Source organism: Tsukamurella sputi, assembly GCF_007858445.1.
Lineage (GTDB): Bacteria > Actinomycetota > Actinomycetes > Mycobacteriales > Mycobacteriaceae > Tsukamurella > Tsukamurella sputi.
Genome location: NZ_VIGV01000002.1, coordinates 246,887 through 272,506, shown reverse-complemented (window position 1 = coordinate 272,506; position 25,620 = coordinate 246,887). Strand labels below are relative to the sequence as shown.

22 protein-coding genes are annotated in these 25,620 nt (G+C 69.4%); 11 read left to right on the top strand and 11 right to left on the bottom strand.

The window, feature by feature from the left end; translation table 11 throughout:
- Positions 1-51 precede the first annotated feature (51 nt).
- The 3 genes from FK268_RS06525 (at position 52) to FK268_RS06515 (ending at position 3,012) form a co-directional block, all read left to right on the top strand.
- A complete protein-coding gene (locus FK268_RS06525) occupies positions 52-738 on the top strand; it encodes a response regulator transcription factor (RefSeq protein ID WP_146432418.1) in 687 nt (228 codons plus the stop codon).
- Entirely contained in the window at positions 738-1,874 is a 1,137-nt protein-coding gene (locus tag FK268_RS06520) for a sensor histidine kinase (RefSeq protein ID WP_146433398.1), read from the top strand. Before FK268_RS06525 ends, FK268_RS06520 begins: the two co-directional genes overlap by 1 nt.
- 73 nt (positions 1,875-1,947) lie before the next feature.
- Positions 1,948-3,012, top strand: coding sequence for an NAD(P)-dependent alcohol dehydrogenase (locus tag FK268_RS06515; RefSeq protein WP_269434212.1), 1,065 nt, complete (start codon positions 1,948-1,950; stop codon positions 3,010-3,012).
- On the opposite strand, the gene FK268_RS06510 is transcribed toward FK268_RS06515, so the two are convergent.
- Genes FK268_RS06510 through FK268_RS06500 form a run of 3 tightly spaced genes read right to left on the bottom strand, consistent with a single transcriptional unit; the run spans position 3,009 to position 4,567 of the window.
- Positions 3,009-3,416, bottom strand: coding sequence for a VOC family protein (locus FK268_RS06510; protein ID WP_146432414.1), 408 nt, complete (start codon positions 3,414-3,416; stop codon positions 3,009-3,011). The genes FK268_RS06515 and FK268_RS06510 overlap by 4 nt on opposite strands.
- A gap of 10 nt (positions 3,417-3,426) precedes the next feature.
- Positions 3,427-3,888 carry a helix-turn-helix transcriptional regulator gene (locus FK268_RS06505; protein ID WP_146432412.1) on the bottom strand — a complete coding sequence of 154 codons (462 nt, stop codon included), beginning with the start codon at positions 3,886-3,888 and terminating at the stop codon, positions 3,427-3,429.
- A complete protein-coding gene (locus FK268_RS06500) occupies positions 3,854-4,567 on the bottom strand; it encodes a lysophospholipid acyltransferase family protein (protein WP_146432410.1) in 714 nt (237 codons plus the stop codon). Before FK268_RS06500 ends, FK268_RS06505 begins: the two co-directional genes overlap by 35 nt.
- A gap of 121 nt (positions 4,568-4,688) precedes the next feature.
- On the opposite strand from FK268_RS06500, the gene hisD reads away from it, so the two are divergent.
- The 4 genes from hisD to FK268_RS06480 all read left to right on the top strand — a co-directional run bounded on the left by hisD (position 4,689) and on the right by FK268_RS06480 (position 9,768).
- Positions 4,689-6,035 (top strand): histidinol dehydrogenase, encoded by a 1,347-nt coding sequence (gene hisD, locus FK268_RS06495; RefSeq protein WP_146432408.1) that lies wholly within the window; start codon positions 4,689-4,691, stop codon positions 6,033-6,035.
- Complete coding sequence (locus FK268_RS06490; protein WP_146432406.1) at positions 6,032-7,159, top strand: histidinol-phosphate transaminase; 1,128 nt, start codon at positions 6,032-6,034, stop codon at positions 7,157-7,159. The genes hisD and FK268_RS06490 overlap by 4 nt, the downstream gene beginning before the upstream one ends.
- Positions 7,156-7,770, top strand: coding sequence for an imidazoleglycerol-phosphate dehydratase HisB (gene hisB, locus FK268_RS06485; RefSeq protein ID WP_146432405.1), 615 nt, complete (start codon positions 7,156-7,158; stop codon positions 7,768-7,770). The genes FK268_RS06490 and hisB overlap by 4 nt, the downstream gene beginning before the upstream one ends.
- A 93-nt stretch (positions 7,771-7,863) precedes the next feature.
- On the top strand, positions 7,864-9,768 hold the full coding sequence (locus FK268_RS06480) for a M61 family metallopeptidase (RefSeq protein ID WP_146432403.1): 1,905 nt from the start codon (positions 7,864-7,866) through the stop codon (positions 9,766-9,768).
- A 16-nt stretch (positions 9,769-9,784) separates the two neighbouring features.
- Here the strand turns inward: FK268_RS06480 and allB are convergent, their stop codons facing one another.
- Entirely contained in the window at positions 9,785-11,134 is a 1,350-nt protein-coding gene (gene allB / locus FK268_RS06475) for an allantoinase AllB (protein WP_146432401.1), read from the bottom strand.
- Between the two features lie 241 nt (positions 11,135-11,375).
- Between allB and FK268_RS06470 the strand changes: the two genes are divergently transcribed.
- The 3 genes from FK268_RS06470 to FK268_RS06460 are packed head-to-tail and all read left to right on the top strand — an operon-like array spanning position 11,376 to position 14,433.
- Positions 11,376-12,917 (top strand): NCS1 family nucleobase:cation symporter-1, encoded by a 1,542-nt coding sequence (locus FK268_RS06470; RefSeq protein WP_146432399.1) that lies wholly within the window; start codon positions 11,376-11,378, stop codon positions 12,915-12,917.
- Between the two features lie 11 nt (positions 12,918-12,928).
- On the top strand, positions 12,929-13,666 hold the full coding sequence (locus tag FK268_RS06465; protein ID WP_146432397.1) for an aspartate/glutamate racemase family protein: 738 nt from the start codon (positions 12,929-12,931) through the stop codon (positions 13,664-13,666).
- The gene (locus tag FK268_RS06460) at positions 13,666-14,433 is read left to right on the top strand and encodes an aspartate/glutamate racemase family protein (RefSeq protein WP_205124458.1); all 768 of its coding nucleotides are present in this window, start codon (positions 13,666-13,668) and stop codon (positions 14,431-14,433) included. Before FK268_RS06465 ends, FK268_RS06460 begins: the two co-directional genes overlap by 1 nt.
- Positions 14,434-14,494: 61 nt before the next feature.
- On the opposite strand, the gene FK268_RS06455 is transcribed toward FK268_RS06460, so the two are convergent.
- The 7 genes from FK268_RS06455 to FK268_RS06425 all read right to left on the bottom strand — a co-directional run bounded on the left by FK268_RS06455 (position 14,495) and on the right by FK268_RS06425 (position 24,395).
- Positions 14,495-15,316, bottom strand: a complete 822-nt coding sequence (locus tag FK268_RS06455) for a bifunctional allantoicase/(S)-ureidoglycine aminohydrolase (RefSeq protein ID WP_146432395.1) — start codon at positions 15,314-15,316, stop codon at positions 14,495-14,497.
- Positions 15,313-16,587, bottom strand: coding sequence for a DUF6986 family protein (locus FK268_RS06450; protein WP_146432393.1), 1,275 nt, complete (start codon positions 16,585-16,587; stop codon positions 15,313-15,315). The genes FK268_RS06455 and FK268_RS06450 overlap by 4 nt, the downstream gene beginning before the upstream one ends.
- A 103-nt stretch (positions 16,588-16,690) precedes the next feature.
- Positions 16,691-17,974, bottom strand: a complete 1,284-nt coding sequence (gene guaD, locus FK268_RS06445; RefSeq protein WP_146432391.1) for a guanine deaminase — start codon at positions 17,972-17,974, stop codon at positions 16,691-16,693.
- Positions 17,971-18,780, bottom strand: a complete 810-nt coding sequence (gene xdhC, locus FK268_RS06440) for a xanthine dehydrogenase accessory protein XdhC (RefSeq protein ID WP_146432389.1) — start codon at positions 18,778-18,780, stop codon at positions 17,971-17,973. The genes guaD and xdhC overlap by 4 nt, the downstream gene beginning before the upstream one ends.
- A 4-nt stretch (positions 18,781-18,784) precedes the next feature.
- Positions 18,785-21,226, bottom strand: coding sequence for a xanthine dehydrogenase molybdopterin binding subunit (gene xdhB / locus FK268_RS06435; RefSeq protein WP_146432387.1), 2,442 nt, complete (start codon positions 21,224-21,226; stop codon positions 18,785-18,787).
- A complete protein-coding gene (locus tag FK268_RS06430; RefSeq protein ID WP_231706959.1) occupies positions 21,223-22,677 on the bottom strand; it encodes a xanthine dehydrogenase small subunit in 1,455 nt (484 codons plus the stop codon). Before FK268_RS06430 ends, xdhB begins: the two co-directional genes overlap by 4 nt.
- 242 nt (positions 22,678-22,919) lie before the next feature.
- Entirely contained in the window at positions 22,920-24,395 is a 1,476-nt protein-coding gene (locus FK268_RS06425) for an NCS2 family permease (RefSeq protein ID WP_146432374.1), read from the bottom strand.
- 459 nt (positions 24,396-24,854) lie between these two features.
- On the opposite strand from FK268_RS06425, the gene FK268_RS06420 reads away from it, so the two are divergent.
- Positions 24,855-25,619: an IclR family transcriptional regulator gene (locus FK268_RS06420; protein WP_146432371.1), complete on the top strand. Its 765-nt coding sequence runs from the start codon at positions 24,855-24,857 to the stop codon at positions 25,617-25,619.
- Position 25,620 lies beyond the last annotated feature (1 nt).

Sequence of the window (25,620 nt, the reverse complement as noted above, 5' to 3'; positions counted from 1 at the left end):
AGTTCTGTAAGGAACGGCGCGCGGGCGCGGTCCGCGCCTACTCTCGGATCCATGCGAGAGGGCTCCCGGGTGATGGTCGTCGAGGACGACCCGGCGGTGCGGACCGTGGTCACCGATCACCTCCGACTCGCCGGCTGCCTGGTGGCGCAGCACCGCGACGGGGCACGGGCGTGGGAGGCCTTCCAGGCCGAACGACCGGACCTGATGGTGCTCGACCGCATGCTCCCGGGGCTGAGCGGCGACGAGCTGTGCCGGCGGGTCCGCGAGGTCTCGGAGGTACCGATCATCATGCTGACCGCACTCGACGGCGTGGACAACCGCATCGACGGCCTCGAGAGCGGCGCCGACGACTACCTTGCGAAGCCCTTCTCCCTGCGGGAACTCCAGCTCCGGGTCAATGCGCTGCTCCGTCGGAGCACGCCGACGGAAGCGGGGCTCGTCATCGAGGCCGGGCCGTTCCGGATCGATGCGGCGCATCGGCGCGCGTGGGTCGACGGCCGGGAGATCAGCCTGACCACACGGGAGTACGAGTTGCTGCTGTACCTCGCGCGGAATCCGGACCGCGTGATCAGCCGGGACGAGATCCTGCGCGAGGTGTGGCGCTGGGGCTTCGGTGATCCGTCGACGGTCACGGTGCACGTGCGCCGGTTGCGCGAGAAGATCGAGGCCGATCCGCGGGCGCCGGCCTTCCTCCGCACGGAGTGGGGCGCGGGCTACCGATTCGGCTGGAGCGCGTGATGCTCGACGGTGCCGCGCTCGCGCAGATCGCGGCGACCTCGCTGGTCACGACGTTGCTGGTCACGTTGCTCACGCTCGGCGTGCTCACGGTGTCCGGGCGTGCCGGCGTCGGTCTGCGCGCGGCCATCGCCATCGCCGGGGCGCTGTTGTCCGTGGTCGCATCGACGCTGGTCATCGCGCTGCAGATGTACCTGTCCCGGCACGACCTCACGGTGCTGCTGTGGGTGATCGGGACGTCGGCCGTCTGCAGCGTGGTCGCAACTCCCTTCATCGTCGGCCGCGCGGTCGGGGCGTCCATCAGCGCGCTGCGCAGTGCGGCCCGGCGGGTCGGCGACGGTGATGTCGTGGAGCCCGCGCGCACCGGGGTGGCCGAGCTCGACGCGGTCTCCGCGGAGTTGGCGGACACCTCGCGACGCCTGGAGGAGTCCCGGGCACGGGTCGCCGAGCTGGACGCCGCGCGACGGCAGTTCTTCGCCTGGATCTCGCACGATCTGCGGACCCCGCTGGCCGGTGTCCGCGCGCTGGCCGAGGCGCTCGACGAGGACACCGCTCCCGACCGTGCCGCCTATCTCGCTGCACTGCGCGGCAAGGTCGAGACTCTCAACGCGATGATCGGCGACCTCTTCGAACTCTCCAAACTCCAGTCCGGCACCCTGCGGATCCACCCCGAACCCGTGGTCCTGCTCGACCTGGTCAGCGACGCCGTCGCGGACTGCAGGCCGGCCGCCGAGCGGCGCGGGATCACCATCGCGCAGGACGGGATCGACGGTCACCTCGTGCTCGTGGACCCGCGGGAGCTGACCCGCGTCGTGGGGAACCTGCTGACCAACAGCCTGCGACACGCGCCGGCGGACAGCGAGGTCGTCGTCCGCGCCGACCGGGTCCACGATCGCCTGGTCCTCAGCGTCATCGACCAGGGCCCGGGCGTGGCGGCCGGGGATCTGGGCCGCATGTTCGACGTGGGCTGGCGCGCCGACGCCGCGCGGTCGGCCGACGACGACGAAGCGCCGTCCGGCGCCGGACTGGGGCTCGCGATCGTGCGCGGCATCGTCGAGGCGCACGGCGGCACCGTCGAGGCGCACAGCACCGGCGAGGGCTTCCGACTGGATCTCACGCTGCCGCTCGCCGCGCAATGATCGTCCTGGTAGCGCTGGCGATGGAGCCGTGTAGTGAGGGTCACGCGGCGGAAGATACTTCGGAGAGCGCACAATGGAACCCATGATCGTCAACGCATATGGGGCAACGTCCGCAACCGAACCGCTGGAGCCGATGACCGTCGAGCGGCGCGATCCCGGGCCGCACGACGTGCAGATCGCCGTGCGTTACGCGGGCATCTGCCACAGCGACATCCACACCGTGCGCAGCGAGTGGGGTCCGGCCCGCTACCCGGTCGTCCCCGGTCACGAGATCGCCGGCGAAGTGACCGCCCTCGGATCCGAGGTCACGAAGTTCCGGGTCGGCGACCGCGTCGGCGTGGGCTGCTTCGTCGACTCCTGCCGGGAGTGCGCCGCGTGCGTGCGCGGCGAGGAGCAGTACTGCGAGCGCGGCATGGTCGGCACCTACAACGCGAAGGGCCGCGACGGACAGCCCACCCAGGGCGGCTACTCCACGGGGATCGTCGTCGACGAGAACTACGTGCTCCGGGTGCCGGAGAGCATCGACTACGCCGCGGCCGCGCCGCTCCTGTGTGCGGGTATCACGCTGTTCAGCCCGCTGCGGCACTGGAACGTGGGCCCCGGCAAGAAGGTCGCGATCATCGGCCTGGGCGGCCTGGGCCACATGGGCGTCAAGCTCGCCGCCGCGATGGGCGCCGAGGTGACCGTGCTCAGCCAGTCGCTCAAGAAGATGGAGGACGGCCTGCGCCTGGGCGCCTCGCACTACTACGCCACGTCCGACCCGGACACCTTCACGGTTCTCCGCAACCACTTCGACGTCATCATCAACACCGTGTCGGCGAACCTCGACATGCACCCGTACTTCGGCATGCTCGCCGTCGACGGCACGCTCGTCGAGGTGGGCCTGCCGGAGCACCCGGTCCCGGTCAACGTCTTCGACTTGACCCGCAATCGCCGCAGCTTCGCCGGTTCCATGATCGGCGGTATCGCGCAGACCCAGGAGATGCTGGACTTCTGCGCGGAGCACGGCATCGGCGCGGAGATCGAGCTGATCTCGGCCGATCAGATCAACGAGGCCTACGAGCGCGTGATCGCCTCGGACGTGCGGTACCGCTTCGTGATCGACACCGCGACGCTCGAGGCGCCCGCCACCGCCTAGAGCTGGTTGATGCGGATTAGGTTGCCTGCCGGGTCGCGGAAGGCGCAGTCGCGCACACCGTAGTCCTGATCCATCGGTTCCTGCACCACGTCGGCGCCTGCACCGGCGACGCGCTCGAACAGACCGTCCAGATCGTCGGTCGAGAGCGTGATCGCCGTGTAGGCGCCTTTGGCGATGATGTCGAGCACCGCGTTCTTCTCGCCCTCGGTCAGGCCGGGATCCATCGCGGGCGGATGCAGGAGGATCGACGTCTGCGGCTGGCCGACGGGACCGACGGTGAGCCACCGCATGTCCTGGTAGCCGACGTCGTTGCGCACCTCGAATCCGAGAATGTCCCGGTAGAAGCCGAGGGCGGCCTCCGCATCGGTGTGGGGGAGGTAGGCGAGCGAGATCGTGATGTCCATGCCCCACACGCTATTGCGGTGGGACGGGCGGCGCTTCTCGATTCCTGACCGGTCTCATCACCTGGCGAGCCAGGCACGCGGGGATACCCTCGGCGGCGGCGCTGTGGTCGCGCTTGTAGACGCTCGGCGGCACCCCGACCAACTCGGTGAAGCGGGTGCTGAACGTGCCCAGCGAGGAGCAGCCCACCGCGAAACAGGCGTCGGTCACCGAGACGTCGCCGCGGCGCATGAGCATCATCGCCCGCTCGATCCGGCGGGTCATCAGGTACGAGTACGGCGATTCCCCGTAGACGCGCTTGAACTCCCGGCTCAGGTGCCCCGCCGACATGTGCGCGCCCGTGGCGAGCGCCTCGACGTCCAGCGGCTGCGCGAACTCGCGGTCGATGCGGTCGCGGACCCGGCGCAGCACCGCGAGGTCGCGGGCGCGCTGCGCCCGATCAGGAGTCCGGGCGCCACTTCTTGGCGTACTCATCCACGTACTCCTGCCCGGTGAGCGCCTGGATCTCCTGCATCAGCCTGTCGGTGACGGAGCGCTCGAGCTTGTGGCGCTCATCGGGATCCGACGGGATGTCGTACTCGATCGGCTCGATGGGCTTGGCGATCTTCACCTGCACGCGCTCGGCGTGCCAGCTGAAGGGGCCGGGCGGGGAGACCTTGTCCGTGCCGATGACGCCGACGGGGATGATGGGCACGTTCGCCTCGAAGGCGATGCGGACCAGGCCCGTACGGCCGCGGTAGAGGCGACCGTCGGGGGAGCGGGTGCCCTCGGGGTACATGCCCACGAGGCGCCCCTCGGCCAGCAGCTTCTTCGCGGTGTTCAGCGCAGCGGTGGCGGCGTCACCGCCGCTCCGGTCGATCGGCACCTGGCCGGTCTGGGTGTAGAAGAACTTCTGCAGCTTGCCGGAGATGCCCGGCGCGGTGAAGTAGTCGCTCTTGGCGAGGTAGGAGATGCGGCGCGGCACTACCAGCGGCACGAACAGCCAGTCCGCGATCGACAGATGGTTGCCCGCGAGCAGAGCCGGACCGTCGACCGGGATGTTCTCGAGTCCTTCGACGGTGGGCCGATTCACCAGCCTGATCGTCGGGCCGACCGAGACGTGCTTGACCAGCCAGTACAGGAGTCCCTGATCGCCGTGGTTGCTCTCACCCATGGCGCACAACTTACCGGACCGTCAGGTCCCGGGCGGATCGGCCGGGTGCGCTGTGACCGGTGCCGCAGCGCCCGTGGCCCTGGGCGGAAACGCGGTGGCGCCGGACCCATAGAATGGAGCCATGTCTGATCTGCAGCTGAGCCGTCTCGACCTGCGTGGTCGTCGCCCGTCGCTCGCCGAGCTGCGCGCGGCCCTTCCGCGCGGCGGCGTCGACGTGGACGCAGTGGTGCCGCAGGTCCGGCCGATCGTCGATGCGGTGGCCGAGCGCGGTGCGGAGGCGGCGCTCGAGCTCGGAGAGAAGTTCGACGGTGTCCGTCCGGCCACGGTGCGGGTTCCCGCTGCGGCGCTGGAGCGTTCGCTGGCCGAGCTCGATCCGGCCATCCGCGAGGCGCTGGAGACCGCGATCGCCCGCGTGCGCACGGTGCACGCCGACCAGCGGCGTACCGACACCGTCACCGAGGTGGTCCCGGGCGGTACGGTCACTGAGCGGTGGATCCCCGTCGACCGGGTCGGCCTGTACGTGCCGGGCGGCAATGCCGTCTACCCGTCGTCGGTCGTCATGAACGTCGTACCCGCGCAGATCGCCGGCGTCGGCTCGCTCGTCGTGCTCTCACCCGCGCAGAAGGACTTCGACGGTCTGCCGCACCCCACGATCCTCGCCGCGTGCGCGCTGCTCGGGGTCGACGAGGTGTGGGCCACCGGCGGTGCGCAGGGCATCGCACTCGCCGCGCACGGCGGCACCGACATCGACGGCGGCGAGCTGGCTCCCGTCGACCTGATCACCGGGCCCGGCAACATCTACGTCACTGCCGCCAAGCGGCTGTGCCGCGGCCTGGTCGGCATCGACGCCGAGGCGGGCCCCACCGAGATCGCGATCCTCGCGGACAACACCGCCGACCCGGTGCACGTCGCGGCCGACCTGATCAGCCAGGCCGAGCACGATGTGATGGCCGCATCCGTGCTGGTCACCACGTCGCCGGAGCTGGCCGATCGCGTCGATGAGGCGCTCACTGCGCAACTGGAGGTCACCCGGCATCGCGAGCGGGTCGACACGGCGCTGCGCGGCCCGCAGTCCGGCACCGTCCTCGTGGACGACATCGACGAGGGCCTCGCCGTGGTCAACGCCTACGCTGCGGAGCACCTCGAGATCCAGACCGCCGATGCCCGCGCCGTGGCCGGACGCGTGCGTGCGGCGGGCGCGATCTTCGTCGGACCGCACTCGCTCGTCAGTCTGGGCGACTACGCCGCGGGCAGCAACCACGTGCTGCCCACCGCGGGCTGCGCCCGCCACAGCTCGGGTCTGTCGGTGCAGACCTTCCTGCGCGGCGTGCACGTCGTGGAGTACGACGAGGCCGCGCTCAAGGACATCGCGGGCACCGTCATCACACTGGCGAACTCGGAGGACCTGCCGGCGCACGGTGAGGCCGTGCGGCTGCGTTTCGAATCCTTGAAGGGCGGGAAGGCATGACCCCGTTGCCCGGTGAGGCGGTGACGCTGGACCAGCTGCCCATTCGGGAGACGCTGCGCGGCAAGGAGCCCTACGGCGCGCCGCAGCTGCCCGTGGCCGCGGCGATGAACACCAACGAGAACCCGCACGCGCCCAGCCCGGCACTGGTGGCCGACATCGCGAAGGCCGTGGGCGAGGCTGCGGCCGCGATGAACCGGTACCCGGACCGCGATCTGGCGGCATTGCGGAACCGGCTGGCGGAGTACGTCACCGAGCGCACCGGCACGGTTGTCGGGCCGCAGAACGTGTGGGCGGCCAACGGTTCCAACGAGATCCTGCAGCAGGTGCTGCAAGTCTTCGGAGGGCCCGGGCGCACCGCGATGGGTTTCGTGCCCAGCTACTCGATGCACCCGATCATCTCGGACGGCACCGATACGCACTGGATCCCGGGCAAGCGCACCGCGGACTTCGCGCTCGACGTGGACTACGCCGTGGGCGCGATCGACGAGCTCCGCCCGGACGTACTGTTCCTGACGAACCCGAACAACCCGACGGGTCACCTCATCCCGGAGGACGAGCTGATCCGCTTGATCGAGGCCGCACCCGGCATCGTCATCGTCGACGAGGCCTACGGCGAATTCAGCGCCGGGCCGTCCGCGGTGCGGCTGCTGGAGCGGTTCGGCGGCAAGCTGATCGTGAGCCGCACCATGAGCAAGGCCTTCGCGTTCGCGGGCGGCCGGGTCGGTTATCTCGTGGCGGCGCCGGCGGTAGTGGATGCGATTCAGCTGGTGCGCTTGCCGTATCACCTGTCCGTGTTCACGCAGGCCGCCGCGATCGCCGCGATCGACCACCGCGCGGAGACACTGGCCTCGGTGGCGCACCTGTCCGCCGAGCGCGACCGCATCGCCGCACGACTGCGCGAGCTCGGCTACCAGGTCATCGAATCGCACGCGAACTTCATCCTCTACGGCGGCTTCGCCGACGAGGCCGCCGCCTGGCGCACCTACCTGGACGGGGGAGTCCTGGTGCGCGACATGCACATCCCCGGGTTCCTCCGCGTGACGGTGGGCCTGGACCACGAGAACGACGCCTTCCTCGCGATCAGCGAGAAACTCGCACCGAAGAACGACGGAGACCGCTCATGACCGATCGCATCGCCCGCATCGAGCGCACGACGCGCGAATCCTCGATCGTCGTGGAGCTGAACCTGGACGGCACCGGGAAGACCGAGATCTCCACGGGTGTCCCGTTCTTCGACCACATGCTCACCGCCTTCGGCCAGCACGGCAGCTTCGATCTGACCGTGCGGGCCAAGGGCGACATCGAGATCGACGCGCACCACACGGTCGAGGACACCGCGATCGTGCTCGGCCAGGCCTTCGCGGAGGCACTCGGCGATAAGAAGGGCATCCGCCGTTTCGGCGACTGCTTCATCCCCATGGACGAGACGCTGGCCCATGCCTCGGTCGACGTCTCCGGACGGCCCTACGCCGTGCACACCGGCGAGCCCGACTACCTGGTGAGCTCCGTGATCGGCGGGTACCCGGGCGTCCCGTACTCGACGGTGATCAACCGTCACGTCTTCGAGTCGCTCGCGATGAACGCCCGGATCGCCCTGCACGTGCGCGTGCTCTACGGCCGCGATCCGCACCACATCACGGAGGCCGAGTTCAAGGCCGTCGCCCGCGCGCTCCGCGCGGCCGTCGAGCCGGACCCGCGGGTCACGGGGGTGCCGTCCACGAAGGGAACCCTGTAAGGACGGTGCTCGCGGCGAGCGGATCCCGGACTGCGGCGGCCCCAACAATTTTGTAGTATCAACAAAATTGTCCGCCGGGAGTCGGGAGTGCCGATGTCCAAGGTCCGCGGTGTCAGCGCCGTCGCCATCGTGTTCGTCCTCCTGGCGGGCCTGCTCGCCTGCGGGACGTCGAACCGTTCCGGGAACGGGGCGGCGGGCGAGCCGATCTCGGTGTCGGTCGACGTGACCAATCTGCCCCAGCGCATCATCGATGTGAAGCAGTCGATCCCGGTCACCGCCGGTGAGGTGACACTGCAGTATCCGCAGTGGTTGCCGGGCAATCACTCGCCCTCCGGGCCGATCGACAAGATCGCCGGCATCACCTTCTCGGGCGGCGGCAAGAAGCTCGAGTGGAAGCGCGATCCGCTCAACGTGTACGCGCTGAAGGTCACGGTGCCCGACGGGGTGAAGTCCATCGACGCCGCGTTCTCGTACCTCACGCCCACCGACAGCTCCCAGGGACGCGTCGTGATGACGCCGAACATGCTCAACCTGCAGTGGAACGCAGTGGTGCTGTACCCGGCGGGGAAGCCCGCCAGTGACATCCCCTTCACCGCGAGCGTCACGTATCCGCCGGGCTTCGAGGCGGGCACCGCGCTCGACGTGTCCGGCAAGCGCGGGGACACCGTCGACTACCGCACCGTCCCGCTCGACGTCCTCGTCGATTCACCCGTCTACGCGGGACGGTTCCACCGTCAGATCGACCTGGCGCCCGGGGCCGAGGTACCGGTGCGCCTTCAGGTCTTCGCCGATGCGCCCGAGCAACTCGACGCCAAGCCCGAGCACATCGAGCGGCACCGGGCTCTCGTTCAGCAGGCGGTCAAGCTCTACGGTTCCCAGCACTACGATCACTACGACTTCCTGCTCTCGCTCTCGGACCAGCTCAGCTCGAACGGGCTCGAGCATCAACGGTCGAGCGAGAACGGCGAGCCGACCGACTACTTCACCGGGTGGACTCCCGAACTCGGGAGTGACGACCTGCTCGGCCACGAGTACACGCACTCGTGGAACGGCAAGTTCCGGCGCCCCGCCGACCTGTGGACGCCCGACTTCAACACGCCCATGCAGGACAGTCTGATGTGGGTGTACGAGGGACAGACCCAGTACTGGGGCAACGTGCTCACCGGTCGGTCCGGCCTGCGGCCGGCGGAGGTCTCCCGCGACGCTCTGGCCTCGGTGGTCGCGACGTACACCGACGGTCGCCCGGGGCTGAGCTGGCGGAGCCTGCAGGACACCACGAACGATCCGATCATCGCGCAGCGCCGCACCAAGCCGTACCGCTCCTGGCAGCTCAGCGAGGACTACTACCAGGGCGGTCAGCTCGTCTGGCTGGGCGTCGACGCGCGGATCCGGGAGTTGACGGGCAACGCGAAGTCACTCGACGACTTCGCACGCACCTTCTTCGGAGTCGACAACGGCACGTGGAAGACGCAGAACACCTACGACTTCGACAAGGTCGTCGCCGCGCTGCGCTCCGTCGCCGCCGGCGAGGACTGGGCGAAGTACCTGCGCGACCGCCTGGACGGCAAGGAGCCGTTCGCATCGAGCGTGGAGAAGACCGGGTGGCGGTTGGTGTACGACAACAACCCCGGCCCTCTCCTGGCGGCCCAGATGAAGGACGCGCAGGGCGCCGCCAACTACACGTACTCGCTCGGCCTCAACGTCTCCGCCACCGGCAAGGTCACCGATGTCCGATGGGGCGGTCCGGCGTTCACGGCCAAGGTCGGGACCGGGATGACGGTGCTCTCCGTCAACGACGCGGCGTACTCGCAGGCGACGATGCACACCGCGATCGAGGCCGCCAAGACGAACCCGGCCCCGATCCGGCTGCAGGTGAAGGACTTCGATCAGGTCCGCACCGTCGAGATCGGCTACCACGACGGCCTGCGATACCCACATCTGCAGCGGATCGAGGGGACCCCGGACTACTTGAGCCAGATCCTGGCGAGCCGTCCGTAGACCCGCCGTTGCGCGGTCAGGCCTCGCCGCGTCGGAGCAGGCGGCCGTGCGGGGTCTCGAAGTCGACCTTCCGGCCCCGGAGCCACGTGCCGCTGACGACTCCGGCGAGCGCGCGGCCGTCGTAGGGGGAGATCGCGTTCTTGTGGTGCAGGCGGTGCACGTCGACGACCTGCGCGGCCTCGGGCTCGAAGATCGCGAAATCGGCGTCGAAGCCGAGGGCGATCCGGCCCTTGCGGGTCATGCCCGCCAGCTTCGCCGGGTTCGCGGACATCCACTCGAGGACCTGCTCGAGTGAGATGCCGCGCTTCTTGGCCTCGGTCCAGATCAGCTGCAGGCCCAGCTGCAGGGACGCGACGCCGCCCCAGGCGACGCCGAAGTCACCGTTCTCGACGTCCTTGAGGTCGATCGTCGAGGGGGAGTGGTCGGAGACGATGCAGTCGATCGTGCCGTCCAGCAGTCCCTGCCACAGCAGCTCGCGGTTGGAGGCCTCACGGATCGGCGGGCAGCACTTGAACGCCGTGCCGCCGGCGGGGATCTCCTCCGCCAGCAGCGTGAGGTAGTGGGGGCAGGTCTCGACGGTGAGCTTGACGCCGTCGCGCCGCGCCGAGGCGATCATCGGCAGCGCGTCGGAAGAGGAGAGGTGCAGGACGTGGGCGCGGGCGCCGGTCCAGCGGGCCCGCTCGATGACGTCGGCGATCGCCTTGTTCTCCGCGCCGCGAGGGCGCGAGGCGAGGAAGCCCGCGTAGTCGGCGCCGGTCGGCTCGGGAGCGTGGTCGATGGAGCACGCGTCCTCGGCGTGCACGATCATCAGCGAGTCGAAGGTGGCGAGCTCGGCCATGTCCTCCTGCATCTCGTCGACGGTGAGCGCGGGGAACTCGTCGACGCCCGAGTGCAGCAGGAAGCACTTGAAGCCGAAAACGCCGTCGTCGTGCAGGCCGCGCAGCTGATCCTTGTTGCCCGGGACGGCGCCGCCCCAGAAGCCCACGTCGATGTGCGCCTTGGGCGCGGCGACCTCGCGCTTGAGGCGCAGCGCCTCGCGGTCGACGGTGGGCGGGATGGAGTTGAGGGGCATGTCGACGAGCGTGGTGACCGCACCGGCCGCCGCCGCCCTGGTCGCGGACTCGAATCCCTCCCATTCGGTGCGCCCGGGCTCGTTGACGTGCACGTGGGTGTCCACGAGGCCGGGGATCATGACCTGGTCGTCGGTGAGCTCGATGACCTCGCGGCCGGCGAGGCCGTTCCCGAGAGGCTCGATCGCGACGACGCGGCCGTCGCGGATGCCGACCTCACGGGCCACCGTTCCGGCGGTGGTGACGATGCGGTTGCCGCGAACCACGAGGTCGTACTCTGCGGTGTCCGTGCTCATGAGGGCTCCTTCACTGGAAATTCCGAGTCGCGGAATTTCGTCTCGACGCTGCCCCACACTAGGTGTGACCTGCGCCACTCGTCAAGATCGAGGTTTCCGCCGTGTGACGATCATATTCCGACATGCGACATCACCCTTGACACGGGCGCTCGGATAGGCCTTACTTATCGCTACCAGTGGAACATCATTTCCGTACAACGGAATATTTCGAGCGGTCAGCCAGTCAGAACGAAGGCCCAGCATGACAGAAGAACTCTCTCCCCGCGTCGCGGCGGAGGCGAATCCGATCCGGCTCGGCGATGCCGCGATCAGCGACGTCCCGGACGTCGACGCCCTGAACCGGCTCAGCGCCGGCCTGTACAACCGCGACCTCGCACCGACGAAGCGCGCGGGCCGCACCTGGGGTGGCTACAACATCTTCACCCTGTGGGCGAACGACGTGCACAGCCTCGGCAATTACGCCTTCGCGATCGGCCTGTTCGCGCTGGGCCTCGGCGGTTGGCAGATCCTGGTAGCCCTCGGGCTGGGCGCGATCTTCCTGTTCCTCCTTCTCAACCTGTCCGGCTTCATGGGGGAGAAGACGGGTGTGCCCTTCCCCGTCATGAGTCGCATCTCCTTCGGCATCCGCGGCGCGCAGATTCCGGCTCTGATCCGCGGCGTCGTCGCGATCGCCTGGTTCGGCATCCAGACCTACCTGGCCTCGGTCGTCCTGCGCATCATGATCGTCGCCGTCGTCCCCGATGCCGCGACGCTCGACGAGAACCGCTTCCTGGGACTGTCCACGCTCGGCTGGATCGCCTTCCTCGTCCTGTGGGCGGTGCAGCTCGTCATCGTCAGCTACGGCATGGAGATGATCCGTAAGTACGAGGCCTTCGCCGGCCCCGTCATCCTCGTCACGATGGCCGCCCTGGCGATCTGGATGTTCGGCAAGGCGGGCTTCTCCATCGCGTGGACCACACCGGAGTCGAAGACCGGTCTCGACATGTGGCTGCAGATCGTCGGCGGCGCGAGCCTCTGGGTGTCGATCTACGGCACCTTCGTGCTCAACTTCTGCGACTTCACGCGCAACGCGAAGTCCAAGGGGTCGATCGTGCGGGGCAACTTCTTCGGCATCCCGCTCAACATGCTGCTGTTCGGCGGCATCGTGGTCACGCTCGCCGGTGCGCAGTTCAAGATCAACGGCACGATCATCGAGTCCCCCGCGGACATCGTCAAGACGGTGCCGAACACGCTGCTGCTCGTTCTCGCCTGCCTCGCGCTGCTCGTGCTCACGGTGGCCGTGAACCTGATGGCGAACTTCGTGGCGCCGATCTACGCCCTGAACAACCTGTTCCCGAAGCACCTGAACTTCCGTAGGGCCGGCCTCATCTCCGGTGTCATCGGGCTCGTCATCCTGCCCTGGAACCTTTACGACTCACCCGCCGTCATCACCTACTTCCTCGGCGGCCTCGGCGCCCTGCTCGGCCCGCTGTTCGGCATCGTCATGGCCGACTACTGGCTGATCCGCAAGTCGAAGGTCAACGTGCCCGACCTGTACTGCGACCTGCCGGACGCGCCGTACTTCTACTCGAGCGGTGTGAACCCGCGCGCCGTGATCGCCCTGGTGCCCACCGCCGGCGTGGCGCTCCTGATGGCCTTCGTCCCCGCCTTCCACGTGGTCTCGAACTACTCGTGGTTCATCGGCGCGGGCCTCGGCGCGATCGTCTACCTCCTGGTCGCCGACCGCAAGGGCCCGTTCGTCGACGTCTCCGGCGAGCCGATCGCCGTCCCCAGCAAGCACTAGGAGTGATGGACATGCGCATCCTCGTCGCCAACGTCAACACCACCGCGTCCATGACGGAGGCGATCGCCGAATCCGCGCGGTCCGCCGCGTCGCCCGGCACCGAGATCGTGGGGATCACTCCACGATTCGGCGCGGACTCGTGCGAGGGCAACTTCGAGTCCTACCTCGCGGCGATCGCGGTGATGGACGCGATCACCCGCTACGAGGAGCCCTACGACGCGGTGATCCAGGCGGGGTACGGCGAACACGGCCGGGAGGGCCTGCAGGAGCTGCTGGAGGTGCCGGTCGTCGACATCACGGAGGCGGCCGCCTCGACGGCGATGTACCTCGGGCACAAGTACTCCGTGGTCACCACTCTCGACCGCACGGTGCCGCTGATCGAGGACCGGCTCAAGCTGGCCGGCCTCGACGCCCGATGTGCCTCCGTGCGGGCCTCGGGTCTCGGAGTGCTGGAGCTCGAGTCCGAGCCCGAGCGGGCCGTCGAGGCGATCGTCGCGCAGGCCCGCGAGGCCGTCGAGCGCGACCATGCCGAGGTCATCTGCCTGGGCTGCGGCGGCATGGCCGAGCTCGAGGAGAAGGTCTCCGCGGCCACCGGCGTCCCCATCGTCGACGGGGTCCGCTCGGCGGTGACCATCGCCGAGGGCCTGGTGCGCATGGGGCTGAAGACCTCCAAGGTCCGCACGTACGCGCCGCCCCGGCCCAAGGTCGTGACGGGGTGGCCGATCCCAGGATCCGACGGAGCCCGGTGATGGCCCGTCGACTGCTGCCGGCGGTCGGCGCCGTCACGCTCATGGGGATGACCGTGGCGTGCGGTCCCGCCGCGACCGACGGGAGCGCCGCCTCCTCGAGCGCGGCACCGTCGAAGACGATCGTGCTGATCAATCCCAACTCGAGCGCGAGCGCGACCACGTCGATGGTGGAACTCGCCACCGCACAGGCGGCGGGCAGAGCGAAGATCGTGGGTGTCACCAACGAGGGCGCGCCCGCGTTGCTGACGACGCCGCAGGACATGGCCACCGCCACCGCCGGCGTCGTTCGCCGCGGCACGGAGGCGGCCGGCCGCGCCGGGGTCGCCGCGATCGTCGTGGCCGCCTTCAGCGACCCGGGGACGGCGGAGCTCCGCAATGCCGTGTCCGTCCCGGTGTTCGGCATCGGCGAGCAGGCCTTCAAGGAGGCGGGTAGGGGTGGCCGGGCGTTCGGCATCGCCACCGTCACCTCGGATCCCGCACTCGTCGAGTCCTTCCGCGCGAAGGCCGAGTCACTCGGTCTGCTCGAGCAGTACCGCGGCGTCCGGGTCACTCCGGGCGACGCCTCCGAGCTCGTGAAGTCGCCCGATGTACTCGATGCCGCCCTGAAGGAGGCTGTGCAGCAGTCGATCGCGATCGACTGCGCCCGGGCCGTCATCATGGGCGGCGGGCCGTTGTCCGCGTCCGGACTGCGTCTGCAGAAATCCTTCGACGTACCCTTGATCGTCGCCGTCAACGCCGCCGTCGAGGCGGCGCTCCAGGGCGCGTAACCATCGAGAACGACTGTGCCCCTCCCGTAATCCGGGAGGGGCACAGTCGTTCTGCGCTGACCTACAGGACGATCTGGCGGTTGACGTCCTTGTACAGCAGGTAGCGGAAGTTCGACGGTCCGCCGGCGTAGCAGGCCTGCGGACAGAAGGCGCGCAGCGACATGTAGTCGCCCTCCTGCACCTCGACCCAGTCGCCGTTGAGCCGGTACACGGCCTTGCCCTCGAGGACGTAGAGGCCGTGCTCCATCACGTGGGTCTCCGCGAACGGGATCGACGCGCCCGGCTCGAACGTGACGATGTTGCAGTGCATGTCGTACGCGAGGTCCTGCGGATCCAGGATCCGGGTCGTGCGCCACTTGTTGTCCGTACCCGGCATCGGCGAGGGCTCGATGTCGCGCTCGTTGCCCACAGCGACCTTCGGCGTGTGTCCGGCGAGCGGCTCGTAGCGCTTGCGGATCCACTGGAAGACGGCGGCGCCCTCGGTCTTGTTGGCGACGGACCAGGGGGTGCCGGCCGGGATGTAGGCGTAGCCGCCCGACGTGAGCGAGTGTGCGGTGCCGTCGATGGTGACCTCCAGCTCGCCCTGCGTGAGCAGCAGGAAGCTCTGCACCTCGGGCTGGGGCTCGGGCGCGTCCGAACCGCCGCCGGCGCCCACCTCGACGATCGACTGCGCGAAGGTGGTCGAGCCACCCGCCACGGGCCGATTGAGTACCCATGCGCGGGTGTTGGTCCAACCCGGGAAGACGGAGGTCACGATGTCGCGCATCACTCCGCGGGGGATCACGGTGTAGGCCTCGGTGACGATGGCCCGATCGGTGAGAAGGTCCGTCTGGGGCGGGTGGCCGCCCTGAGGCGAGTAGTAGACGGGGGCGGACGAGCTCATCGGGTCTCCTCGGGCTGGGTGGGGGTGGAGCGGTTCAGGGCGAGATCGCGGACCGTCTCGACGGTGACCTCGGCGGCGGAGCCGACCTCGGCGGCGGTGAGCGCCCCGCAGGTCACTCCGCGGTGGATGAAGGACGCCAGTGCGCGGGCGGTCGCCGGCTCGTCGAGGATCGCGGAGTCGATGCGGTGCACGTAGTTCCGCAGCCGCGTCGCGGCGGCGGGGAAGCCGTCTCGGTAGAAGGCGTACGTGGCGAGGAACCGGGTCACCAGTTGAGCCGGGTGCAGGTCCCATCCCTGGTAGATGCCGCGCTCCAGATGCCGGCGTACCAGGCGGGCGTGCAGGCGCCAGGCGTCGGCGACGTGGTCGGCCTCGCCGATCGGAAGGATGTTCGTGGACCCGTCCGAGAGATGCACGCCGGTGCCCGCGACTGCGAGCTGCATGATGCTCTTGGCGTGATCGGCCGCGGGGTGCTCCATCGACTGGTACTGCGCGGCGATCCCGAGCGAGGCGGAGTAGTCGTAGGTGCCGTAGTGCAGCGAGGTCACACGCCGGTCGGCGCTGTGCAGGAGCGTCGCGACGGGGGCGGTGCCGTCCGCCCCGAGGATCACCTGCGGAGTCTCGACCTGAACCTCGAAGCGCAGCCGGCGTTCGTCGAGCCCCAGTGCGCCCTCCAGCGCGCGGCACGCGTCGACCATCGCCTCGACCTGACCGACCGTGGTGACCTTCGGCAGCGTGATGGTCAGCCCCTCGGGGAGGGGGCCGGTCGCGGCGAGACCGCTGACGAAGAGATCCAGCGTGCGCAGGCCACGGGCACGGACGGGTGCTTCGAAGCACTTGAACCGGATCCCCACGAAGGGGGGAGCGGAGCCCTCGCGGACGGCGGTCGCGACCGCTTCGACGGACCGCGCCACATCGGCATCCTCCGCGGCGTCGCCGCGATCGCCGTAGCCGTCCTCGAAGTCGAGGCGCAGGTCCTCGATCGGCTCCTCAGTGAGCTTGTGTCGCACCAGTTCCGGAAGGGCGGGATCGTCGAGTCCGACGAGCCGCGCGACCTCCGTGAGTCCACCCGCCGCGTCTGCCGCGGCCAGTGCCTGCGCGCCCCATTCCTGCGCAGTCGAAGGCGTGAAGCGGTCCGCCGGCAGGTAGACGGTGTGGACGGGCTGGCGGCGGCCGTCGTCGCCGGGGTAGCTCTCAGCGAGGAGCGCATCGGTGCCGGCCAGCCGTCGCTCGATCGCGGACAGGGTGTCGTCGGTGAGCGAGCGGCTGGGCATGGGACCTCCGTCTAAGCGAATGGAAAAGAAATTCCGTATGGTGGAGTGTACGGGGGTTCGATGCTCCGCACAAGGATTTCGCGCCGAGATCCGACAGTGGTGCCTAGGAGGCGATCTCGTCGCCGCCGATCCAGACCCGCGCGACGTCGGCCGGGGTGGCGAGGGAGAAGATCTTCGCGAGGGCGTTGTCCGTGCTGTCCGCGTGGCGCAGCCCCACATCCAGCGGGTGGCCCGCCGTGGGCCGCACCAGGATCGCGTCGAACTGGCGCCCGAGGGACAGGTCGCCCACGTCGTCCATGCCGAGCGCCTTCGCCCCGGCTCGGGTCGCGAGATGCAGGAGATGCGCGGCGGTGAGGGGAACCCCGTCGCCCTGGAGCAACTGCTGCATGAAGTAGGCCTGCAGCCCCTCCTTGAAGAGGGAGAAGCCGCTGCCCGCACCCACATCGGTACCCAGTGCGACGGCGACGCCGTGCTCGAGATGGCGCCGCAACGGGAACGAGCCGCTGGCCAGGGCGGAGTTCGACGTGGGGCAGTGCGCGACCGCAGCGCCGGCCGACGCCATGAGGGACAGCTCGGCATCCGTCGGATGCGCGTTGTGCGCCAGGACCGAGCGCTCGTGGATGAGCCCGTGGCGGTGATAGGTGTCGAGGTAGTTCGTGGATCCGGGGAACTGGTCGATGACCGCCGCGATCTCCGCGGGGTTCTCGTTGATGTGCGAGGTGAACCACAGCCCCGGGACGTCCTCGGCGAGCGACGCCCCGCTCTCGAGCATCGCGGGGGACGTCGAGTAGGAGAACCGCGGCGTCACCGCGTATCGCAGACGACGGTGCCCGTGCCAGCGCTCCGCGAGCTTGCGCCCCTCGTCGTAGGACCGCTCCGGCGTGCTGAGCAGAGGAGCGGGGAGGTTGCGGTCGCTCGTCACCAGCCCGGCGGTCACCCGCACGCCGACACGGTCGGCCTCCGTGAACAGTGCGTCGACGGCGTCCGCGAAATGCGACCCGAAGACGAGCGCGGTGGTGGTGCCCGCGGCGGTGAGTCCGGTGAGGAACTCGTGGGCGACGCTGCGTGCGTACTCGGCGTCCGCGAGCCTGCACTCCTCGGGCAGCGCGCACTGGTCGAGCCAGTCGAGCAGTGGCATACCGAGGCCGCCGATGGCGCGGACCTGCGGGTAATGGACGTGCGTATCGATCATGCCGGGGAGGAGCACACCGTCGCGCAGGTCCACCACGTCGGCGTCCGGACGTCGATCGGCGACGGCCCGGAAGTCGCCGCGGTCGACGATCGTCCCCGCCTCGACCGCGATGCCGGCGTCGTCGTGAGCGCGCAGCTCACCCCCCGTGAACGGGTCGTCGGGGGTGTCCAGGACGCGAGCGCGGTAGATGGTCATGAGGATTCTCCTTGCACGGATGAGGGGAAGCGGGCGAGCAGGTCGGCGGCCACGCTGACGGCGATCGTCGCGGGGTGTTTGCCGCCCAGGGTGCTGAGCCCGATGGGGGATTGGATGGTCTCGATGCGCGCGGCGTCGTGGCCGGCTTCGGCCAGCATCGCGCGGAAGCGGGTCCACTTCGCGGAGGAGCCGATCAGTCCGACGCTGCCGAGGCCGGGCGTGCGCAGGGCTTGATCGCAGAGGTTGAAGTCCTCGGCGTGATCGTGGGTCATGATCAGGACGTGGCAGTCCTGCGGAAGGTCTTCGAGCACCTCCTCGGGAAGCATCGAGTGCCGCAGGTGGACGGTGGCCTCTCCGGGCTCGAGGGCGCGAGCCGCCTCGATCTGCTCGGGCCGCGAGTCCGTGAGGTGGAGTTCGACGTCGTGGCGGGACAGGATGCGCGCGAGCTCGAGGCCGACGTGGCCGACCCCGAAGATCGCGACCGCCGGCACCACCGGCAGCGGTTCGAACAACAGGACCACCTCGCCTCCACAGCATTGCCGCCCGTGCCGATTCCGGGCCTTGTCGTTCAGTCGCAGGGTGAGCGTCTCCGGCACGGTGACCGAGTCCGCGAGGAGTTCGCGGGCCCGATCGACCGCCGTCAGTTCCAGGTTGCCGCCGCCGATCGTGCCGAGAACGGCGTCGGCGGTGGCGATCATCTTGGCGCCCGCCTCGCGCGGCGCATGTCCACGGACCCCGATCTGCGTGATCAGGACCGCGGGAACGCGCTGTGCGCGAAGGCGGGCGGCGTCGCCCAGCCAGGTCATGGTCTCAGCCGAACGATGCCGGAGCGGGTGCTGCTGAGGCGGTCTCGGCCGCAGGTACCGCGGTCCGACGGTGCCCGTTCGGCTCCCGTGTCGCCGCCCCGGAATTCGCCGGTGTCGCCGACCGCGCGGCCTCGACCGCCCAGTACACGGCCTCCGGCGTCGCCGGCGAGGCGAGCTCGACCGATGTCCCGGGCGGGCCGAAGGCCGCCGCCGCCTGACGCAGCGCCTCGCGGACCGAGAAGGCGAGCATGAGCGGGGGCTCGCCGACGGCCTTCGAGCCGTACACCGCGCCGTCCTCGTGCGCCTTGTCCAGCAACGAGACCCGGAAGTCCGGAGGCATCTCCGAGAAGCTCGGCAGCTTGTACGTGCTCGCGGACTGCGTGAGCAGCCTGCCGCGGGTCGGGCGATCGCTCTCATCCCAGCGGAGATCCTCGAGCGTGAGCCATCCGGCGCCCTGGACGAAGCCGCCCTCGATCTGCCCGATGTCGATCATCGGCGAGAGCGAGTCGCCCACGTCGTGCACGATGTCGACGCGCCGCAGCCGGTATGCGCCGGTGAATCCGTCGACTTCGACCTCACTGGCCGCTACGCCGTAGGCGAAGTACTTGAAGGGTTCGCCCTGCATGGCCTTCGCGTCCCAGTGCAGGCCCTCGGTGCGGTAGTAGCCCGAGGCGGAGAGCTGCACCCGCTGGAAGTACGCCGCGTGCACGACCTCCTCCCAGGTCAGCTTCTGCGCGGAGGCACCGAGGCCGCTGATCGTGCCGTCGGTGAAGCGCACGTCGGCCGGATTGGTGCCGATCAGGGACGCCGCCACCGCCGCGAGACGGCCGCGGATCTGCTCGCACGCGTTCTTCACCGCGCCGCCGTTGAGATCGGCGCCCGAGCTTGCCGCCGTGGCGGAGGTGTTGGGCACCTTGTCCGTCCGAGTCGGTGCGAGCCGTACACGGGAGAGTGGCACGCCCAGTGTCGTGGCGGCCACCTGCAGCATCTTCGTGTGCAGGCCCTGCCCCATCTCGGTGCCGCCGTGGTTGATCAGGACCGAGCCGTCCTTGTACACCAGGACGAGCGCACCGGCCTGGTTGAACGCGGTGAGGTTGAAGGAGATCCCGAACTTGACCGGCGTCAGCGCGAGGGCGCGCTTGACGTGCGGGTGGGCTGCGTTGAAGGCGGCGATCTCCGCCTCGCGGGTCTCGACCTCTCCGGATTCGACGACCTGCTCCCACGCGGTGCGCACCCGGTCGGCGTGACGCACGGGCTGCCCGTAGGGCGTGCTCTGGCCGTCGCCGTAGAAGTTGCGGCGCCGCAGTTCCCGAGCGGACAGCCCGAGCCGCGGGGCGCACGTGCCGAGGATGTCCTCGATCACGAGCATGCCCTGCGGCCCGCCGAAGCCGCGGAAGGCGGTCTGCGAGGTCTTGTGGCACTTCGCGATCCGGCCGTGGACCGCGATGTTCGGGATCCAGTACGCGTTGTCGATGTGGCACAACGCCCGCGCGAGGACCGGCTCGGACAGATCCAGGCTCCACCCGCCGTCGGCGGTCAGAGTGGATTCGAGGGCGGTGATGAGCCCGTCACCGTCGAAGCCGACGCGCCAGGTGGCGTGGAAGCCGTGCCGCTTGCCGGACATGGTCATGTCCTGGGTGCGGTCGAGGCGCAGGCGCACGGGGCGCCCGGTCAGCGTCGCGCCCAGGGCGGCGATGGCGGCGAAGCCGTGGGGTTGCATCTCCTTGCCGCCGAAGGCGCCGCCCATGCGCAGGCACTGCACGGTGACGGCATTGCTGGGCAGGCCCAGTACGTGCGCCACGATGTCCTGCGTCTCCGACGGGTGCTGCGTGCTGGACTGGACGAAGATCTGCCCGCTCTCATCCACCTGCGCCAGCGAGGCGTGGGTCTCCAGGTAGAAATGCTCCTGCCCGGCGAACTCGAACTCGCCGGAGTAGACGTGTACCGCATCGGCGAAGCCGGCGTCGAGATCTCCGCGGCGGACAGTCGGGCGGGCGCCGTGGAAGCTCTCAGCGGCGATGGCGTCGCCGACGGCGATCAGTGAGGGGAGCGGTTCGAGCTCGAGCCGCACCGCGGCGGCACCGAGCCTGGCGGCCTCGAGTGTCTCGCCCAGCACCCAGCACACGGCGTGCCCGTAGAACATCACCTCGTCCTCGGGGAACAGTGGCTCGTCGTGCTTGACCCCGGCGTCGTTCACCCCGGGTACGTCGGCGGCCGTCAGCACGCGGACCACACCCGGAACCCGCAGTGCGGGTTCGGTGTCGACCGAGAGGATCCGTGCGTGGGCGCACTGGGCCTGGACGGGATGAGCGTGCAGCGCGCCTTGCGTACGCCCCACGAGATCGTCGGTGTAGAGCGCCGTGCCGGTGACGTGCAGTGCCGCACTCTCGTGCGGGATCTCCTGCCCGACGACGGGATTCGCGGGGCGTTCGGACAGGTGACTCATGACAGCTCCTCTCGGGCCCGGTCGTCGGCGAACAGCTTCTCGAGCGAGCGGCCCAGCATGGCCACCCGGTAGCGCCCGGAGGCGCGGTGGTCGTCCATGGGCGTCCCCTCGGCGCGGAGCACCTCGGCGGCGGCGCGCACCGTGTCCAGGGACCACGGGCGCCCGACGAGCGCCTGCTCGGTCGCGGCGGCCCGCAACGGGGTCGCCGCCACGCCGCCGAGACCGATCGCGGCCCGGGTGATCGTGCCCTCGTCCACGGTGAGGGCGAAGGCGACGGCCACGCTGGAGATGTCGTCGAAGCGCCGCTTGGCGATCTTGTGGAAAGCGGTGAGCGGACTCAGCGGCAACGGGATACGGATGGCCTTGATGAGTTCGTCGGAACGGCGGACCGTGGCGCGGTAGCCGGTGAAGTAGTCGGCGAGCGGGACGGTGCGCTCCCCGTCTCGCGAGGCGAGGACGAGGCGGGCGTCGAGCGCGAGGAGGGCGGGCGGGGTGTCGCCGATCGGCGAGCCGGTCCCCAGGTTGCCGCCCAGTGTCGCGGCGTTGCGGATCAGGCGGGAGGCGAACTGTGGGAAGACCTGGGCGAGCAGGGGGACGCGACCGCCGAGCCGGCGTTCGATCTCGGACAGCGTGAGTGCCGCGCCGATCTCGAGTTCGTCCTCCTCCCAGCGCAGTCCGCGCAGTTCGGGCAGGCGGTCGATGGCCACGACGAGTCCCTCTCGGCGACCCTTGAGGTTGACGTCGACGCCGAAGTCCGTGGATCCGGCCACGAGGACGGGGGATTCGTCGCCGGCGAGGAGGTCGAGCACCTCGCCGAGGCCGGACGGCCGGACGAATCGGCCGTCCGCTCCGGTGATCACGGTCGGAGTGGCGTTCGGGGCGGGCGAATCGCGCCGTGCGGCGAGGGGATCGTCCGGTGCGGGCGCCGCGGGCAGGCCGTAGGCGGCGTCGCGGATCGGACGGTAGCCCGTGCAGCGGCAGAGGTTTCCGGACAGGGAGTGCAGGTCGAAGCCGTTGGGGCCGTGCTCGTCGTCGGCGGCGCAGCCCGGTGCGCCGTCGGCGGGCGCGGCGGATGGTGTGCGATCCGGGCGGTAGAACTCGGCCGCCATGCTGCAGATGAAGCCGGGCGTGCAGTAGCCGCACTGCGAGCCGCCACGCAGGGCCATGGCGGTCTGCACGGGATGCAGTTCGTCGGGCGTGCCCAGGCCCTCGGACGTCACGACCTCCTGGTCGGCGAGGGCGGCTGCCGGAGTCAGGCAGGCGTTGATCGCCGTCCAGCGGGTGCGATCCTGCGGGGAGTCGGGGTCGCCCGGGCGGGCGACGAGGATCGAGCAGGCGCCGCATTCGCCCTCTGCGCATCCTTCTTTGGCGCCGGTGAGGCCCTGCGCGCGCAACCAATCGAGGGCGCTCGTGTGGGGCGGGCCGGTGAAGGGTCGGGGTCGACCGTTCACGGTCACATGACATCCGGTCAGCGTTTCGGTCACCGCTGCATCCCTACTGAACCGCGGCACGCGGTTCCGACAGGCATGGTTTGCGAGGCTGAGCTGGACCGCTGGTTTTCCATGCGAACACGATCCAGTGCATTTCATAGTAGGTGACGGGGGTCACATCGGGAAGGGGTTTTCGGAATGTTCTTTCCGCATCACGGAGTGCTCGCGGAGGCTGTTTCCGGCTGGGGCTGCGTCGTTGCAGGTCAGCCGCTGATGAAGGCGGTGATCGGTCCTCGGACGAAGTACAGGATGAAGCCGACCGAGACCGCCCACAGTAGCCAGTGCGCCTTCTGTCCGCGACCGCTGAGGACGCTGAGGAGCGCCCACGTGATGAAGCCCACGCCGATGCCGTTGGCGATCGAGTAGGTCAGCGGCATGGTCACGATGGTGAGGAAGGCGGGCAGCGCGACGGAGAAGTGCGTGAAGTCGATCTCCCGGATCTGTGCCACCATCATCGATCCGACCACCACCAGGGCTGCCGCGCCCACCTCCATCGGGATGACGCCGATCAGCGGTGCGAAGAACATCGAGCCCAGGAACAGCACCCCGGTGACGCAGGCCGCGAGTCCGGTCCGAGCGCCCTCCGCGATGCCGGAGGCGGAGTCGACGAAGACGGTGTTGGACGAACCGGACGTGGCGCCGCCCGCGACTGCGCCCATGCCCTCGATGACGAAGGCGGAACGGATGCGCGGGAACGTTCCGTCGGGCTGGCCGACACCGGCCTGGCGCGCAAGGCCGGTCATCGACCCCATCGCGTCGAAGAAGTTGGTGAAGACCAGCGTGAACACGAGCATCGTCGCTGCCAGGGCCCCGACGCGCTCGAACGCGCCGAACAGGTCGAACTGGCCGATCAGTCTGAAGTCGGGGAGCGCGACGATGTGACTCGGTACCTCTGGAGCGCTGAGGTTCCACCCCTTGGGGTCGGGGTGGTTCGGATCGCCGACGGTGCCGAGCTTCGCGAAGTGCTGGATGCCGATCGCAGCGATGGTCGCGACGACCATGCCGATGAGAATGGCCCCGGGAACGCGCCGCGCGACCAGCACCGCGATGAGCAGCAGGGCGAAGATGAAGACCGCCGTGGGGAGTGCGTCGATCGAGCCGTTGTGGCCGAGCTGGACGGGCGGGCCCGCGGGGGTGCGGGTGACGAACCCCGAGTTCACGAACCCGATGAAGGCGATGAACAGGCCGATGCCCACTGTGATCGCGGTCTTCAGCTCCGCCGGCACCGCCCGGAAGATCGCCGTCCGAATGCCGGTGGCCCCCAGGATCACGATGATCACGCCGTTGATGATCACCAGGCCCATCGCCTCCGGCCAGGTCACCTCCTTGACGACGGCCACGGCGAGGAAGGAGTTCATCCCGAGGCCTGCGGCGAGTGCGAAGGGGAGTCTCGCGACCAGGCCGAACAGGATTGTGATGACGCCCGCGGTCAGGCCCGTCACCGCGGTCACCTGGACGAATCCGAGCGTTCCATGGGCGGCGTCGGAGGAACTGCTCAGAATCAGGGGGTTGAGGACGACGATGTACGCCATCGCGACGAAGGTGACGAGGCCGCCCCGGATCTCGCGGGGGATCGTCGACCCGCGGCGAGTGATCTCGAAGAACCGGTCCAGGAACGGCTGTGCCGCTGGACTATCGGCGCGTTCGTCCGTCTCGTTCTGTTCTTGCTGACTGGTCATGGTGGTCCTCTCGGTCCGAATCTCCGGGCACGGGCCCGTCGCGGTTGAGGCGCTCCGGTGGAGCGGGGGAGATGGTGGGGCTGATCGATGACGATCCGAGGTGGCGATCGCGAGGGGCTTCGCAGAGTGCGTTCCGCCCTCCGGAAATGTGATTCCGGTCACGTCGAGTGAAACACGCGGCCCGGGGTGTGTCAAGCAGCCCGTCCGGCACTGTTCCGCGACTTCTGCCGTGCGACAAGACTTACCGGGTCGATGCCGCGACAACCGCATCGTTCGGAGCCCAGCGAGTCGCCTCAACTCGTTCCGCATGGTGGTCCGGAAATGTCGTTGGGAACGGTCGGTGGCAGCGAATCGGTATCCGCGGATCCACTCGGATACCGCAATACGGAACGCAAGATGGAATCGCTGGCGTACCGTTTCGATGGAACACCGAACGGACCGATGGCGAGGGAGGCGAACATGGCGGGGAAATCCACTTCGGGTGTGCAGTCCGTGGAGCGCGCTTTCGAACTGCTCGAACTCATGGGACGCGCGGGCGGGGAGTGCTCGCTCAGCGAACTGTCGGCGGGGACGCCCCTGCCGCCGCCCACGATCCATCGCCTGCTGCGCACGCTGGTCGGCATCGGCTACGTCCGGCAGCTGCCCAATCGCCGGTACGCGCTCGGGCCGCGCCTGATCCGGCTCGGCGAGGTGGCGAACCGACAGCTGGGCGCTGTCGCGGTCCCCGTGCTGCAATCGCTCGTGGACGAGCTGGAGGAGACGGCGAGCCTCGCCGTGCTCGACGGCGACATGGTGATCTACACGGGCCAGGTGCCGTCACAGCACAGCATGCGGACGAACAACGAGGCCGGTCGTCGCGTCAACCTGCACAACAGCGGCGTCGGCAAGGCGGTTCTCGCCGAGCTCGACGACGCCCGCATCGTCAAGCTCGTCGGGCAGGCCGGGATCCCCGCGCCGACGCCCAACAGCGTGAGCACCCTCTCCGGTGTCTTCGCGGAAGTCGAGAAGGTCCGTGCGCGCGGCTACTCGATCGACGACGAGGAGCAGGAGGCCGGCGTGCGCTGTTACGCCATGGCGGTGCCCGGTGCTCCCACCCCGATGGCCGTCGGCATCTCCGGCCCCGTCTCCCGGCTCGGTGACGACTTCGTCGACCGCGCGATCCCCGCTCTGAGACGTGCTACCGGGATCATCTCCGACGCGTTGATCGGCGCTCGCGAGATCTGAT